This window comes from Pullulanibacillus camelliae, from assembly GCF_014642655.1.
GTDB classification, from domain to species: Bacteria; Bacillota; Bacilli; order Bacillales; family Sporolactobacillaceae; genus Pullulanibacillus; species Pullulanibacillus camelliae.
Genome location: NZ_BMIR01000010.1, coordinates 74,337 through 89,672 on the forward strand (window position 1 = coordinate 74,337; position 15,336 = coordinate 89,672).

The window sequence follows — 15,336 nt, forward strand, 5'->3', positions numbered from 1 at the left end:
AAGGGATGACAGAAATCAGCATCCGGCCAGCTAGTCTTGACGATGCAGAAGGGATCGCTGGGGTACAAGTCAAAAGCTGGCAAACCACCTACGATGGGATTCTTGAAAAGGACTACTTAGAATCTCTAGAAGTGCAATCACGAATCCAAATGTGGCGGGAGATTGTACAGCAGGAGCACGCGGTAACCTATGTTGCAGTGGAGAAGGGATATATCGTTGGCTTTTGTAATGGGGGTCCTGAACGTACAAAGGCTTATGCTGCTGAGGGTGAGATCTATGCGATCTATCTCTTGAAATCTGCTCAGCAGCACGGTTTAGGCTCAAAATTAATGGCCGCTGTTGCTAAACAGCTTTACGATCGCGGCATGTCATCATTATTGGTCTGGGTATTGGCAGACAATCCCTCTCGAGCTTTTTATGAAAAGCTGGGGGCGGTGAAGGTAGATGAAGAGAAAGTGGATATTGGTGGCACAAAGTGTCTTGAAGTCGCTTATGTGTGGAACGACATAGCAACGATAATAGCCTAAAAAAACTGCACCTCCGGTTGGAGGTGCAGTTTTTTCTGTCATTCTTCTGTCTTTTTTATGAATGATTCAAGCAGTCCCATTGGAAGTTCAATCTTCGTATTATTGAATTCAAGCGTAAAGTCACTTTCGACCTCATCAAGATGTTTAATGGAGTTAACTTCAGTGTGTAGTCGTTCCATTCGCTGGTCAAGATCAGCGGCAAGGTCAGCCGTTGCCTTTAATTCATCGGTAATTCTCTTAGGAACTTCTTTATTAAACTTATAAAATATTTTATGTTCTAAACTTGCCCATGTGTCCATTGCCACCGTCCGAATTTGCACCTCAACGGGAAGGTGCTCTTCACGGTCAGACATAAAAACGGGGATTTCTACGATAAGGTGCAGGCTCTGATAGCCATTGGGCTTAGGACTTTTAATATAGTCCTTGCATTCAAGAACGGTGATATCCTTCTGCTTTTGCAGCATGTCACTTATGGCATAGATATCTGAAGTGAATGAACAAACAATACGGATACCAGCGATATCTCTAATGCGGTGCTTAATGGTCTCTAAAGAAAAGTTCAGCCCTTTTCTATAGATCTTTTCGAATAAGCTTTCAGGCGATTTGACGCGCGACTTGATATGTTCAATGGGATTATAGTCATGGATGTGGCTGAATTCTTCTTTTAAAATATTTATTTTAGTCAATACTTCGTCGAGAGCAAACTTATAAGACATGATGAACCGAGTTAATTCTACTTTTAATGCTTTTAGCTGTTGCAGATTAGGTTGAGCGGTAAGCTCCATAGTTTTCTACCTCGCTTTGACTCGCTTAAAGTTTTCTTGCCTCTATTAATAAGAGTCTATCTAGTCAGTCTTAAATTTTAATTAATGGCTCAAGATAAGCATTCATTCTATGACTATTATACACTACTTTTTATGACGTCCCCTAGATGAGCTCCTACAGTTTTGTGTCCTTTTAAAATGAATAGCAGAGAAGCCTTGCAGCATCTTTATTTTTCAATCATGAAAAATAAAGATAAAACGAAAGCACCTCGCTTAAATTCCGAAACAATGCATGTCGGCGCACATGAAAATGCTGATAAAATACAGGCTTCATAAACTCGTAAAGTCAAGACTTTTCTGAGAGATTTATTCTCTTAAGCTTTCCTAGTTCTGTGGGTAGACGCAAGGCAAAGCCTTTTACTAAAAACCCGAACGCATTCAGCCAATCGAAAAAGGTGAATGCGCTCGGGTTTTCTATGAGTAGAATATTTCTGTCCGAGTCTCGCGCTGGTCAAGCATGAGTCGTTTTAGGATGATCTGCCTTCATTTGGTCGTTCTTACGAAAGCGAGCAATAAAGAACCCCAAAGAAAGGACAGCTCCGATAAAGAAGAAGAGGGTTAACATGAGTGTATCCTGCCCAAGGCTGGAGGATTGTGTTGCTGAGATGAGCGATTTAAAACCGCTAATCGTGTATGTCATCGGTAGGTAAGGATGAATGATTTGGAAGAAACGAGGGAGCATTTCCAGTGGAAAGGAACCTGCCCCTGCTGTTAATTGCAAAATCAATACACCCATTGTGACAAAGCGACCCACCGTGCCCAGGGCAGCATTGATGAATAATAGAATACTGCCAAATGCCCAGCTTGTCAGGATAGAAAAAAGTAAAAACTTTAAAATACTATCGACAGGGATGTCCATTAAAAAGACTAAGCCATCCAAAATCAACGCTTGGAAAATGCTGACGGTCATAACAACGCCTAATTTTCCAAAGAACCAGCTGATACCGGTGCGGGCACCAAAAGCAGTGGTTAGTGGGAACGCCGAACAGAATAAGAACATGCCGACATACAATCCTAAGGATAGGAAGTAGGGCGCAAAGGCCGGGCCGTATTCTTTTACATGATTAAAAGGTTTTTCAGCTAATGCGACTGGACTAGAGATCTGCTTAGCCGATGACTCAGCTTTAAAAGCATTTTCGTTGACTTGTGTATCGACATGAGAAAGGGCAGAGGCCAAGTCGGAAGAGCCATTGTTTAATGCGTCCAATCCAGTTTTTAATCGCGATGAACCGTCTTGCGCTTGTGCTGCACCGTCAACGAGAGCTGCTGATGACTGGCTGAGCATTGCTGTGCCATTATTAAGTCGCCCCAACCCACTGGCTAAAGACTGGCTGCCATCAGCTAATTTGGCGGCACCGGATTTCGCTGATGTGAGCCCCTGCTGAAAGCTGTGCATGCCTTTAGCCAATTCGCCTTGGCTCTTTGCAAATACTTGTGCGTTCGTAACTAGGCTTTGTTCACCTGATGTGAGTTGATCCAGTCCAGTAAGTAAATTTGTTTGTCCACCTGTTAACGCTGCAATGCCTTTTTTAAGTGCTCCTGTTGTTTGATCAACGGTTGTAGCAGGAACTGTATGGGCTTTTAACTGCGCATTTTCCTCACTAAGAGTATTGATCTCTGTAAGCATTTGCTTTTTATCCTCATCAGTGAGAGAGGGGTTATTTTGAATCCTGGCCTCCATACTCGCCAATTGTTTGGACATGTTATCACTGGTCGATTGAATGTATTGACTCGTGCCCTTAACCTGATTAGAAAATTGCTCAATACCGTTCGTTAATTGTTGTGCGCCTGTCTGAGTCTGCTTGCTTCCTTCTTCAACCTGATTATAAATAGAGGTCGTTCCTTGAAACACTTGATTGATACTCTGGCTTAATTGCTGTGCTTTCTCACTTAAGGTTTGCGCTCCCTTCACAAGTGGTTGGGCGCCTTGCTGTAATTGCCCAAGCCCATTATTAAGGGCATTGGCGCCTGAGCTTAATTGAGAAGCCCCTTTATGGGAAGCGCTGATTCCATGGCTAATCTGCTTGTTTCCTGCTGTGAATTGTACGGTTCCCGCCATCAGGTCAGCAATGCCTTTATGCAAATCACCAGCCCCTTTATCGGCACTTTGAACACCGGTTTGAACCTTTTTACCTCCCTCAGATAATCGGTCAAGTCCATTGCCAAGTTCTTGCTGTGCCTGAAGAAGTGCCTTGACATAGGCATCTGTAATTTGATTGGCAACCTCTTCCTTTACCTTCTCCATAGCGGATTCGCCAATGGAAGCAGCAGTATAGTTGTAGCCCTCATTTGGAATGTAGATAAGCTGGGCCTTTTCTTTATGGTCATCTAAAGCGCTCATCGCCTTTTTTGAGAAATCCTTCGGAATACGGAGGAGCATGTAGTAGTCGTTATGTTTTAGTCCTTTTTCCGCTGCCTTCTCACTGACCACTCGTATATCTAAATCAGCATTCTTTTTTAGCTCTTTGCCTAAATCCTTACCAATGTGTATGTCAGTCCCATTCATTGTTGTCCCCGTATCCTCAATCACAACAGCAATAGGAAGTTTATTGACTTTATCGTAAGGGTTCCAATAGGACCAAATAAACATCCCCGCATAGAGGCAGGGAATGAGTAGGATAATGCATGTGGCAATCAATAGGATTTTATGTTTTAAAAGAACAGTTAGTTCTGCACGCAGAGATGCAAAGCTATTTTTCAATTTACTCACCTCGATTTATATGAAACTAATTACATATAATAAAACTTTTAATGAGATAAATCAATAGAAATATATGAAATTAATAACATATTGGTTGTGGGTGCGATTTGTTGGACAAGTATGCTATGATGGGATTAAGGCAAGGTAACGGTAGAAAGAGGGGGGCGAGTTGTATGAATACCATTTCTTATGGCATATTGGGGATCGTGTATGCCAACAGCTGTAGCGGCTACGATATCATGAACTACTTAAAACCTTTTCGTGAGGTGAAGCATAGTCAAATTTATCGCACGCTTTCCCAGTTGGAGAAGGAAGGCTTCGTGACCTCAGAGGTTGTTGAACAGTCAGACAAACCGAATAAAAAGATCTATACCATCACCGTTTTGGGACAGGAGAAGATTGAGGCGTGGTTCTTTCAGCCCAATGCACCGGCAATTTTAAAGGATGAGTTTGTATTAAAAGCCTATTTAATCGGACTCAAAGATAGGGATGATGCTAAGGCGCTTTTTAATGAACGCATTGCCTATTTAGAAAAACAGGTCGCGGTATGTAAAGAGCGATTAGAGGCCTTAAAAGAGCGGACCGACGGTGTGTTGACGGACTTTCAGACTTTAGAATTTGGGCGCTTCATTTTATTGCAACAATTGCTTCATCAAACATATGGCAACATCCGTTGGTGCCAATGGGTGATCGACCTTTTAGAAAAAGAAGAGATTAATTTTCTTAATTATCCTTTTTAATCGCATTGCAGGATGAAGCGAATCAGCACTAAAATGAGCATTCGAAAAGCTCAATGCTATGTTTCATAAGTGACAGATGAAATAGTGCCGCTTTCCGAGATGCGGGCAAAAGCTCACTCGGGATAGTCCTATTAGCTTCCCGAGTGGCTCTCATTGGACGCACGCACGCTTCACGTGGGGGAAAGGAAAGCGACACGGAGAATAAAGCGCACAGAAGAAGGGGGATGTTAGGCTTGGGGTCTCCTCTATTTCAATCTGCATGATTCTGACTATAGTAACAGTATTAAATTTGGGGCACTTATTGATTTAATGCTTTGGTCAGATTGGCCATCTCAATTGCTGATAATGCCGCATCCCACCCCTTATTTCCAGCCTTTGTTCCTGCGCGTTCAATGGCTTGTTCAATGGATTCCGTGGTAACAACCCCGAATATGACAGGGATGCCTGTAGTTAAGCCGGCGTTGGCAATGCCTTTAGCCGTTTCATTACACACATAATCATAATGCGATGTTGCACCTCGAATCACGGCACCAAGGGTAATGATGGCATCATAGCGCTGCGTGTCAGCGAGCTGTTTAGCAGCAAAGGGAATCTCGAATGCACCTGGTACCCAGAGAACGTCGATTTCTTCTTCTTTAACCCCATGGCGGTTCAGCGCATCGAGCGCACCAGATAACAGCTTGCTTGTGATAAACTCGTTAAAGCGTGAGACAACAATCCCCATCCGCAAATGTGTTCCAACTAAATGTCCTGTAAAAGTTTTTCCCATTTATAATTTCCTCCTCAAAATTTAGCCTTTAAAGGTGTAACAGATGCCCCATTTTTTCTGCTTTGGTCTGCAAATAGCTGGTATTTTCCTCACTTTTAGGGACTTCTATTGCTATTCTCTCAACGACGCTAATGTCTGCCTGTGTCAATGCCGTTACTTTCTCCGGATTGTTTGTTAAGAGTCGGCATTGGCGTATGCCTAAATCGCGAAGCATGTGAATGGCCACACTGTAATCACGCAGATCAGGAGCAAATCCCAATTGAACATTGGCTTCAACGGTATCAAGCCCTTGCTCCTGTAAAGCATACGCTCTTAATTTATTGGTCAAGCCAATCCCTCTGCCTTCTTGACGAAGGTAAAGCAACACCCCTTGTCCTTCTGCTGCTATGTGCTTGAGAGCGAGGTGAAGCTGCGGGCCACAATCGCAGCGTGCGGAACCAAATACATCTCCAGTAAGGCACTCAGAGTGCAAGCGCACTAAAGGAATGGCGTCCGCCGTTAAATGTCCTTTAATCATGGCGAGATGCTCTTTGTCGTCTAAGGTATTGGAATAGGCAATCATTGTGAACGGACCATAATCGGTTGGCAGTTGGACTTGTACTTCTCGCTTAACCAATGAACCAGTGGCTTTTATATAGTCCATTAATGCCTTTATCGTGATGATTTTTAAATTAAAGGTATGTGCGAGATCAAGTAACTCAGCGCGCCTAGCCATTGAGCCATCGCTGTTAAGAATTTCACAAATGACGCCGACAGGAGAGGCGCCGGCTAGCTTCGCCAGTTCAATCGCTGCTTCGGTATGGCCAGGGCGTTCTAGGACACCCCCCTCTTTAGCAACCAGTGGAAAGATATGTCCAGGCCGGCTGAAATCGTCTGGGGCTGATGACGGATGAACAAGTGCTTTAAGGGTCTTTGCTCTTTCATAGGCGCTAATGCCTGTGGTTGCTGAATGATGATCAAGACTAACAGTGAATGCTGTTTCATGGGAATCAGTATTGTTCTGAACCATAGGGCTGAGCTCAAGCTTTTTGGCAAGGGCAGATGACAGTGGAGCACAAAGTAGTCCCTTGCCGTGTGTCACCATAAAATTGATGATGTCTGGAGTTACATGATCTGCCAGAGCAACGAAATCCCCTTCATTTTCACGCGATTCATCATCACAAACAATAATGACCTTTCCAGTCTTTAAATCGTTTAAAGCTTCAGGTATTGAGTGAAACATGGTCATCCTCCTTATTTATATCCATGCTCTTCTAAAAAGTGGGTGGTGATAGCTGATGGTACAGGGCTGTCTTCATTACGATTGCACGATATAAAATGACGCAAGTATTTAGCCAACATATCGCACTCTATATTCACTGTATCTCCGATGTCCTTATGTCCTAGAATCGAAGCGGCTACTGTATGAGGAATAAGTGAGAGCGTAAAGGACTGCTCGGTTAGAGCAAAAATGGTTAAACTGGTACCATCCACTGCGACTGATCCTTTTAAAATCATGTCTCTCAATAAGGTTTTATTTGCTTTGATCTCAAAATAAACCGCATTAGCAACAGGGGTCTTCTTAATAATTTGCCCCGTCCCATCGACGTGCCCTGTTACAAAGTGCCCTCCTAAGCGACCGTTCGTCGCTAAAGCCCGCTCGATGTTGACCTTTGCTCTAAAAGTTAAGTGTTTTAACGTCGTGGCCTGTAGCGTTTCTGGCATGACATCCACTGCAAAACAGTGTTCATCAAAGCTGGTTACGGTGAGGCACACACCGTTGATAGCGAGGCTGTCGCCAATGGAAAGATCCTTTAAAATGTGTTCAGCGGTGATCGTGAGCCTCATGGCATTTGTAGTTGCCTTAATCCGTTGAATCTCGCCAATTTCCTCGATAATTCCGGTAAACATCGTTAGGTCTTCTCCTTTTTACAAGCGGTGATTTTCAAATCCGAATCTATCGTTGTAACGGAAGTAATTGTGAGAGGGAGTGCCTCCTCTAAGGCTGCGAAGCCCTCCCCTCCAAAAGCCGCGGGCGCTTTCCGACCGCCAATTAGCTTTGGTGCCATGTAAAGTATGAGCTGGTTAAAAAGACCAGAGCGTAAGAAGCTGCCATTGACTTCTGCGCCACCTTCAACGAAGACAGAGGTGATGCCGTGTTCCCCTAAAATTTTTAAAAGGGGTTCCAGATTAATAGTTGTACCAGGCATAGAAATGATTTGAATGTTTTCTGCTTGAAATTTTGCCAATGTTTCCTTCGGAGGATGTTGTGTGGTGATTATCCAGGTTTCAGCACTTTTGTCCTGAATAACCTGAGCGGTTAAAGGGGTTCTCAAATGGGAGTCGAGAATTAAACGAATGGGCTGTTTACTGTCGCCTTCAGGCAAGCGTGTAGTAAGCCTTGGGTCATCCTGGATGACCGTATTTACACCAACGAGTATTGCATCATGCTGGTGACGATAGCGGTGGACATCTTCTCTTGCAGCGGGTCCTGTAATCCATTGACTTTGACCGGTGGCAGTTGCTATTTTACCGTCCAAACTCGTTGCTGATTTAATGGTCACATATGGAGTGTGCGTTGTAATGTAATGAAAAAAGCGAGTATTGAGAGTGCGCGCCTCTTGCTCTAACAGGCCTACATCGACGGTAATGCCTGCGGCCCTCAGCTTCTGAACGCCTTTTCCTGAAACAAGTGGATTCGGGTCAAGGGTAGCTATCACAACGCGTTTTACTTTACATTGAATTAATAAATCGGTGCATGGAGGTGTGCGGCCGGTGTGGCTACAGGGTTCTAAAGTGACGTATACTGTTGCACCTTCGGCCTTTTGCCCTGCCATCCGTAGGGCATGCACCTCTGCATGGTCTTCTCCAGCCTTTAAGTGCGCGCCTATGCCTACAATGTGTTGCTTGTAGACAACAACTGCACCGACAACTGGGTTAGGGCTTGTTTGCCCAATGGTTTGTCGGGCAATATCGATTGCCATTTTCATGAATCGTGTCTCTGTCACATTATTTCACCTCCAATCTTAATCTTAACAAAGAAGCCCCTAGAAGAATGCTCTCCTAGGGGCGTACATACAAAAATAATAACACAAAACAAGCGTCTGGAATCTTATGGATTCCACACTCTATTTGACCCTTCTCCCATCCAGACTTTAACTGTCGGCTCTGGAATCACACCAGATCCTGCCATTGGCTCGCGGGCTTATAAAAGCATTGCACTTTTATTTACCGCCGATTGGGAATTTCACCCGACCCCGAAGGAAATCTCAATATTGAATTGGCATATACGTAGTTTAATTGTTTTTACGGATAAGGTCAATGCATTCGATTTAATAACTAAAAATCTGCCCCAAAGTGTTAAAAGAAGGGTGCATACAGGGCGACGAGCATATGGTTTCTTCACTTTAGTTAAAGGAAGTCTTATTTGGCTCTTTTCTTTTGACAAGCAATAGACTGCTGCTTCAAATAGATATTGAAATAGTGTTCATGTATTAAAAAGTGTGAACGATTTTTGAAATAGAGAAAAGAATACATGACAACGTTTAAAGTAATGGTTGATAAATCAAGGATTTATTTATAAAATGAGGAGTGGATAAAAGTAATTGAAGCTTTTGTCTTAAAGAACAGAATGGGTTTGAATACATATATTTGTTGTGCACTAATTTTGGTGGAAATGAACCAGACATAGATAGAGCTGGGCATAAGCTGAAATGGAGGTAGTATGCTACTTCTATTTTGGCTTTTTCTTTTTTATACTCTAACCTTCACTTACGCGCTTTAGTGAAGAAGAGTAACAGTGCTGGCTAATCCCCTATCTTCGCTATAAAGGGTGACTTGAGTAAGTTTTCTTTACTGGAAGAAAATGCTATAAAACGAGGTTTGTTGTCTTATATGCTAGGTATTAAATCTATCGAAATGAGCACGATAGGTTTGAGAATAAGTGGTCAACGGCTGACACTCTGAAATAAAGTGCCAGCCCAGTTTTTCTAAAGAACTGGAGAGTATTGAAATGAACATGCACACCATTCGAAGAAATCCAATAATAACTTTCGAGAAAGGCGAGCAACATGACAAACAGGAGTACGCAAATACATAAAGAAGCGGCGAGTTACATAGGAAAAACATTAAGAGACTACTTTGGAAAAGGACCAGAATCTGTTTACATTTCTATCGGTCATTCCATTATTTCTATCTATCTAAGAAACTTTATGGCGCCAATGGAAAGCAGCTTGATGGAACAGCAGGAGCCCACGGCTGTTATCAATGCAAGAAGAATTATTATGGGCCGACTTGTTCAAGAAATAAAAAGTTATTTTAAAGCGACGACCGATATTGAAATTGATGAATTCTACTACGATTGGGATCTCTATCATCAAAGTGGGCTTTTAGTAGGAATGGCGGCTAAAGTTAGTGAACCGAAAGAGATAGAATACTATGGATCAAAGGCGGCTATTCATGATGCGATGGAGTGGGTTGCAAGGAAGAAACAATATATACAAGGTAAAACCGAGTCATTTCTACTCAATTCAAGGACGCTGATTATACGTTATCAAAATGTGTTTACTGATATTGAAAACGAGTTGATCGAGATGGGGTATCAAGATATTTTACACCAAGCCAAAAAGAGCGTCTGCAAGCAAATTATAAGAGAATTCGCTCATCATTTTGAGGGTCCCTTAAACGGTAAGCTCGTTGACACGTTTGTTGATTGGGATATCGAAAAGGATACAAGGATGATTGGCTTAATTATTAAACCTTATCAACGCTAAAAACACCCACATAGCTGTGAACAGCTATGTGGGTATTTTTCATTTAATGGCAGTTATGAAAAGAGCACACAGATGACCATAAGACTAAAAAGGGCAGGTAAATAGATCAATGATGAAATAAAGGTTTGCTTTGCCCGCTTCATCTCATTATGGGGAGCTAAAAGGAGTTGAATATGAAGAAGTAAAAACCAACTATTTAATGCCACTGTGATGAAGAGATACATCGGCCCAAAGCTATGGAAGTAGGCTAAGCCCGTCGATGTTAAGGCGAGAATCCCAGCATAGCATAGGCATTGAATTTTCGTTTGACTAGCCCCTTTTACAACAGGCATCATTGGGACCTTTGCCCGTTTATAGTCCTCATTCTTATAGAGTGCGAGTGACCAAAAGTGTGAAGGGGTCCAAAAGAAAATAATCAAAAACATCATGATGGCTGTCATGCTGATGCTATCTGTCACGATTGACCAGCCGATCAGGGGTGGAAGGGCACCAGCTCCACCGCCAATTACTATGTTTTGCGGCGTGCGGCGCTTCAGCCACATTGTATAGATGACCGCATAATAGATAAACCCACTAAAGGAAAGGATCGCACTTAAAGGGTTAGAAAATAATAGAAAAATAGCCAAGGACATCGCTTGAAGCGCAAGGCCAAAAATAAGTGCATGGTTTGGCGATAGGTACCCCTGAGGGAGGGGCCTAGCCTTTGTCCGACTCATAATGGCATCAATGTCACGGTCGTACCACATGTTAATGACGGCAGATCCCGCTGCGGAAAGCCCAAGGCCACCGATAAGGGTGAAGGTTGTAGTGGGGCTAGGAAAGCCATCCGAAGCGACGATGGCGGCAACGTAGGCCGTGAATAAGAGCAAAGCATTAATGCGCGGCTTCGTTAGAATAACATACTGCTTCATGAGATCAGTTAATGCCGTTTTTGACATAGCGGCAGCTTTTGTTTGACTAAAAGCCATAGGTAAAAGGTCTCCTTTCATAAATAGGGTGAATGCCTAATGCATTCACCCTATAATCATGTCTATTAATGCACTTGAGAGTTAAAGGTCATAATCCAAAGTGTTCCCGCGATGATTGCAATGGTATTAATAATACCAATGGCAAGACCAATGATATGGTAGGCGGGACCGTCTGACTCTGTAAAATGCATGAAGAAAAAGAGCTGAACAATAATTTGTAGGACTGCCAGGCCCATGATAATCATCATGACTGGACCGAAGGCCAATGCATGCGAGACGCCAAGGGCAATCGCTACAAAAGTTAAGAGCAATGAAAGGCCAAAGCCAATGACATTTTTGATTGGAAAAAGCGCATGCTTTTGTGTTGAACCATTCATGATACCACTCCTGTCATATAAACGACTGTAAAGATAAAGATCCATACGATATCTAAAAAGTGCCAATACAGACCAATGATAAAGACTTTACGTGCGTTAATCGGTTCTATTCCATATTTTGCGACCTGGCGGATAATCGAGATCATCCAAATAATCCCAAGGCTAACATGTGAGCCGTGTGTGCCAACGAGTGTAAAGAAGGCGGAGAGAAAAGCGCTGCGCTGCATAGTTGCGCCTTCTCTTATATAGGATAAGAACTCGCTGACTTCGATACCGATAAAACCAAGGCCTAACAGAACGGTAACCACTAGCCAACCTAACAGACGCTTTTTATCATTATGACGCATTTCATAGACGGCGAGGCTACCCGTAAAGCTACTTGCCAGCAATAGAATGGTTTCAATAGTGAAACCAGGGATTTCAAACAAGTCCTTATCTGTTGGACCGCCATCGACATGCGTACGAATGACAAGATAAGTCGCAAACAAACAGGCAAATAAAAGCAAGTCCGTTGCTAAAAAGATCCAAAATCCAAGAATATTGAGAGGACCATCATGGCGCTGATACTCTAAGAGTTCGCTTGTAGTTGAATGGCTCTGTTTTTCAGGTTCTTTGTAATGATTCAGTGTCGACATCACTTACACCCTCCCTAAAGCCGCTTCAGTTTTTTCAACGTCTTCTGCGGGGATATAGTATTCTGAGTCTCTGTTATTTGAACGTACAATCATGCAAATGCCTACACCTAAAAGTCCGAGCGCTGCCATCCAGTACCAGTTAAACACAAACCCAAATCCACTGATGAAGAAGAATACCGCCATGATGAACGGAAGCCCCGAGTTTTTAGGCATGTGAATCGGCTTAAAGGCCATTCTTTGATTAACCTTTATCAAGGATTCACCACGAGCTTTCATGTCCCACCAGGCATCTCTTTCTGTCACCTCTGGAATATGTGCAAAGTTATAATGTGGTGCTGGAGATGCAATGGCCCACTCGAGCGTCCGGCCATTCCAAGGATCACCGGTTAAGTCACGTTCTCCATATTTGATACTATAAAGCACTTGAACGACGATAAATAGGAAGCCAATCCCCATCAAGTAAGCACCGATGGATGAGATAAAGTTAAAGGAAGTCCAGCCTGTATCTCCAGAATACGTATAAACGCGACGCGTCATTCCCATAAAACCAAGGAAGTATTGCGGCATGAAGCAGACATAAAAGCCAATATTAAAGAACCAGAAAGCCCATCGGCCTAAGCGTTCATTCAAGGAAAAACCGAACATTTTTGGCCACCAATAGTACATACCTGCTAAGAGACCAAAGGCAACCCCACCGATTAAGGTTTGGTGAAAGTGTGCGATAAGAAAATAACTATTATGATACTGATAATCTGCCGGTGCTACCGCAAGCATAATTCCTGTGGCGCCACCCATGGCAAAGCATGGAATGAAAGCCAGTGTCCAAAGCATTGGCAGCTTCAACTGAATGCGCCCTCGGAACATTGTAAAGAGCCAGTTGAAGACTTTTACACCTGTCGGGATACCAATGAGCATGGAAGCGACAGCGAAGAAGCTATTGACTCCAGCACTAGCCCCCATTGTGAAATAATGGTGGGCCCAGACAAAATAACTGACGACACTAATGATCATGAGTGAGATCACCATGGTTTTATAGCCAAATATTTTCTTGCCTGAGAAGGTACTGACCACTTCTGAATAAATCCCATAAGCAGGTAGGACAACGATGTAAACCTCAGGATGTCCCCAAATCCAGAAGAGGTTGATGAACATCATCGGATTGCCGCCGTGCAGCATGGTAAAAAAATGGGCATCGGCTACACGATCAATTAATAATAAGGCAAGGGCAACTGTTAAAGCAGGGAAAGCAAAAATAATGATGATACAGGATGCAACAACAGACCAACAAAAGAGTGGAAGGCGCATCAAGGTCATCCCAGGAGCCCGCATTTTGAGTATCGTAACAAGGAAATTAATCCCTGTCGCCATACTCCCGATCCCTGATATTTGAATGCCTAAGAGGTAGAAGTTTTCACCCGGTCCCTTGTCGAATCCAAGCTCAGTAAGCGGTGGATAGCTGGTCCAGCCAGCATCAGGTGAACCACCGATAACGAAAGATAAGTTAAAGAGCAATGCACCAAAGAAAAAGAGCCAAAAGCTGACTGAGTTCAAAAATGGGAAGGCGACATCGCGCGCGCCCAGTTGTAATGGCACAGCGATATTAAATAGTGCGAATAAAAAGGGCATCGCCATAAACAGAATCATAATCGTTCCGTGTGTCGTAAAAATTTGATTATAATGCTCAGCATCTAAAAATGTCTGATTTGGCAGGGCAAGCTGTGTCCGCATTAATAAAGCGTCAACCCCACCCCGAAACATCATCAATAGTGCAGAGATCAAATACATAATGCCAATTTTTTTATGGTCAACGGTTGTAATCCATTCTCGCCAAAGCCATTTCCATTTTTTCAGATAGGTCAGAGTGAAGATAATGCCCACTAAAAATAGAACGATGGCGACATCGGAAGCATAAATCATCGGTTCTCCTGTCACAAAAAAATGAGAAGCAAATGATCGAATGTGCTCAAACATTTAATACCCACCTACTTTCCTTTCATTTCTTGAGAATGATCCTTCATCATCCAGTCATTGTTCATATACTTTCCACCGTTTTTCATCACGGTGTCATGAAAGATATCCTTTGGATAAGAGGAAAAAGATTTTTTGCCCACGACTCCTGGTTTTTTGAGTTGCTTATAACCAGCCTCTGTGAGCTGTGGCGATTGATTTTTTAGTGCTTTAACCCATTGGTCAAAATCGGTTTCCTTTTTAACGTGAACCGCAAAGCTCATTTTTGAAAATTCCTTACCTGTAAAGTTCGCGCCCTTTCCGGTATATGTCCCGACTTTATTGGCTTGTAGCCATAAGCGCATGGCCATTCCAGGCATCGTATATTCCTGTCCACCAAGAGCTGGAATCCAAAAGGAGTTCATCGGCGCATCAGAAGTTAATTCAAATTGCACGGGTCTTCCGGCAGGGATATCAATATAGTTGACAGTGGCGACTCCCTCATCTGGATAGAAAAATACCCATTTCCAATCTAATGAAGTAACTTGAATTGAAATAGGTTCACCAGTATTAGCCGGTGGTTTTGTCAATGCAAAGGTATCCCTCACCGTGTAGATACTTAATACGGCAATGATAATGATTGGTATCCCCCACCACACAAATTCAAGGATCTTACTGTCATCCCAGTTTGGCTTATAGGGTGCACGATTATTGGGCTTATCTCGATAACGATAAACAATAAAAGCTAAAAGTGCGATAACCGGTATAATAACGATAGCCATCAGAACGGCAGAGAGTATAATAAGGTTCCGTTCCTTTTCACCTACTGGTCCAACAGGATGTAAAACAGGATATTTTTCACTACAACCCGTCAAAAAAATAAGGCAAAGAATCAGTAAAATGAAGCCTTTTTGCCATAATGATTTCATGGAAACGCTTCTCCCCTTTCTAAAACATGCAGCACCAATGTGACGCCGAAGCTTGATATCTTCCTCATTGTAAGAAGTTTGCTGAAAAGAACATGTGATAAACATCACGTTTTTGTATAAATTCACATTCCGTTCAAAAATTCTTAGCCATCTGTTCACATTCTGTTC

The 15,336-nt window shown here is 42.9% G+C and carries 14 protein-coding genes and 1 riboswitch; of the genes, 3 read left to right on the forward strand and 11 right to left on the reverse strand.

Annotation, left to right across the window (positions count from 1 at the left end):
* Nucleotides 1-5 precede the first annotated feature (5 nt).
* Entirely contained in the window at nt 6-527 is a 522-nt protein-coding gene (locus tag IEW82_RS11465; protein ID WP_229672555.1) for a GNAT family N-acetyltransferase, read from the forward strand.
* Between the two features lie 38 nt (nt 528-565).
* Here the strand turns inward: IEW82_RS11465 and IEW82_RS11470 are convergent, their stop codons facing one another.
* Nucleotides 566-1,312 (reverse strand): GTP pyrophosphokinase, encoded by a 747-nt coding sequence (locus IEW82_RS11470; RefSeq protein ID WP_188694036.1) that lies wholly within the window; start codon nt 1,310-1,312, stop codon nt 566-568.
* A gap of 490 nt (nt 1,313-1,802) precedes the next feature.
* The gene (locus IEW82_RS11475; protein WP_188694040.1) at nt 1,803-4,052 is read right to left on the reverse strand and encodes a YhgE/Pip domain-containing protein; all 2,250 of its coding nucleotides are present in this window, start codon (nt 4,050-4,052) and stop codon (nt 1,803-1,805) included.
* A gap of 173 nt (nt 4,053-4,225) precedes the next feature.
* On the opposite strand from IEW82_RS11475, the gene IEW82_RS11480 reads away from it, so the two are divergent.
* On the forward strand, nt 4,226-4,792 hold the full coding sequence (locus tag IEW82_RS11480) for a PadR family transcriptional regulator (RefSeq protein WP_188694043.1): 567 nt from the start codon (nt 4,226-4,228) through the stop codon (nt 4,790-4,792).
* A 298-nt stretch (nt 4,793-5,090) separates the two neighbouring features.
* Here IEW82_RS11480 and ribH read toward each other — a convergent pair whose 3' ends face one another.
* The 4 genes from ribH to ribD are packed head-to-tail and all read right to left on the reverse strand — an operon-like array spanning nt 5,091 to nt 8,548.
* Nucleotides 5,091-5,561: a 6,7-dimethyl-8-ribityllumazine synthase gene (gene ribH, locus IEW82_RS11485; RefSeq protein ID WP_188694046.1), complete on the reverse strand. Its 471-nt coding sequence runs from the start codon at nt 5,559-5,561 to the stop codon at nt 5,091-5,093.
* 28 nt (nt 5,562-5,589) lie between these two features.
* The gene (locus tag IEW82_RS11490) at nt 5,590-6,783 is read right to left on the reverse strand and encodes a bifunctional 3,4-dihydroxy-2-butanone-4-phosphate synthase/GTP cyclohydrolase II (protein ID WP_188694048.1); all 1,194 of its coding nucleotides are present in this window, start codon (nt 6,781-6,783) and stop codon (nt 5,590-5,592) included.
* 11 nt (nt 6,784-6,794) lie between these two features.
* Nucleotides 6,795-7,451: a riboflavin synthase gene (gene ribE, locus IEW82_RS11495; protein ID WP_188694050.1), complete on the reverse strand. Its 657-nt coding sequence runs from the start codon at nt 7,449-7,451 to the stop codon at nt 6,795-6,797.
* Nucleotides 7,452-7,453: 2 nt separating this feature from the next.
* Complete coding sequence (ribD, locus tag IEW82_RS11500; protein ID WP_229672556.1) at nt 7,454-8,548, reverse strand: bifunctional diaminohydroxyphosphoribosylaminopyrimidine deaminase/5-amino-6-(5-phosphoribosylamino)uracil reductase RibD; 1,095 nt, start codon at nt 8,546-8,548, stop codon at nt 7,454-7,456.
* Nucleotides 8,549-8,672: 124 nt separating this feature from the next.
* Nucleotides 8,673-8,809: riboswitch (FMN riboswitch) on the reverse strand.
* An 801-nt stretch (nt 8,810-9,610) separates the two neighbouring features.
* Between ribD and IEW82_RS11505 the strand changes: the two genes are divergently transcribed.
* Complete coding sequence (locus IEW82_RS11505; RefSeq protein WP_188694052.1) at nt 9,611-10,312, forward strand: Na-translocating system protein MpsC family protein; 702 nt, start codon at nt 9,611-9,613, stop codon at nt 10,310-10,312.
* Nucleotides 10,313-10,365: 53 nt separating this feature from the next.
* Here the strand turns inward: IEW82_RS11505 and IEW82_RS11510 are convergent, their stop codons facing one another.
* The 5 genes from IEW82_RS11510 to IEW82_RS11530 form a co-directional block, all read right to left on the reverse strand.
* Complete coding sequence (locus IEW82_RS11510) at nt 10,366-11,280, reverse strand: heme o synthase (protein WP_188694057.1); 915 nt, start codon at nt 11,278-11,280, stop codon at nt 10,366-10,368.
* Between the two features lie 65 nt (nt 11,281-11,345).
* A complete protein-coding gene (locus IEW82_RS11515) occupies nt 11,346-11,657 on the reverse strand; it encodes a cytochrome C oxidase subunit IV family protein (protein WP_188694061.1) in 312 nt (103 codons plus the stop codon).
* Nucleotides 11,654-12,292: a cytochrome aa3 quinol oxidase subunit III gene (qoxC, locus tag IEW82_RS11520; RefSeq protein ID WP_188694065.1), complete on the reverse strand. Its 639-nt coding sequence runs from the start codon at nt 12,290-12,292 to the stop codon at nt 11,654-11,656. Before qoxC ends, IEW82_RS11515 begins: the two co-directional genes overlap by 4 nt.
* A 3-nt stretch (nt 12,293-12,295) precedes the next feature.
* The gene (qoxB, locus tag IEW82_RS11525; protein WP_188694069.1) at nt 12,296-14,263 is read right to left on the reverse strand and encodes a cytochrome aa3 quinol oxidase subunit I; all 1,968 of its coding nucleotides are present in this window, start codon (nt 14,261-14,263) and stop codon (nt 12,296-12,298) included.
* An 11-nt stretch (nt 14,264-14,274) separates the two neighbouring features.
* The gene (locus IEW82_RS11530; protein ID WP_188694072.1) at nt 14,275-15,168 is read right to left on the reverse strand and encodes a ubiquinol oxidase subunit II; all 894 of its coding nucleotides are present in this window, start codon (nt 15,166-15,168) and stop codon (nt 14,275-14,277) included.
* Nucleotides 15,169-15,336 lie beyond the last annotated feature (168 nt).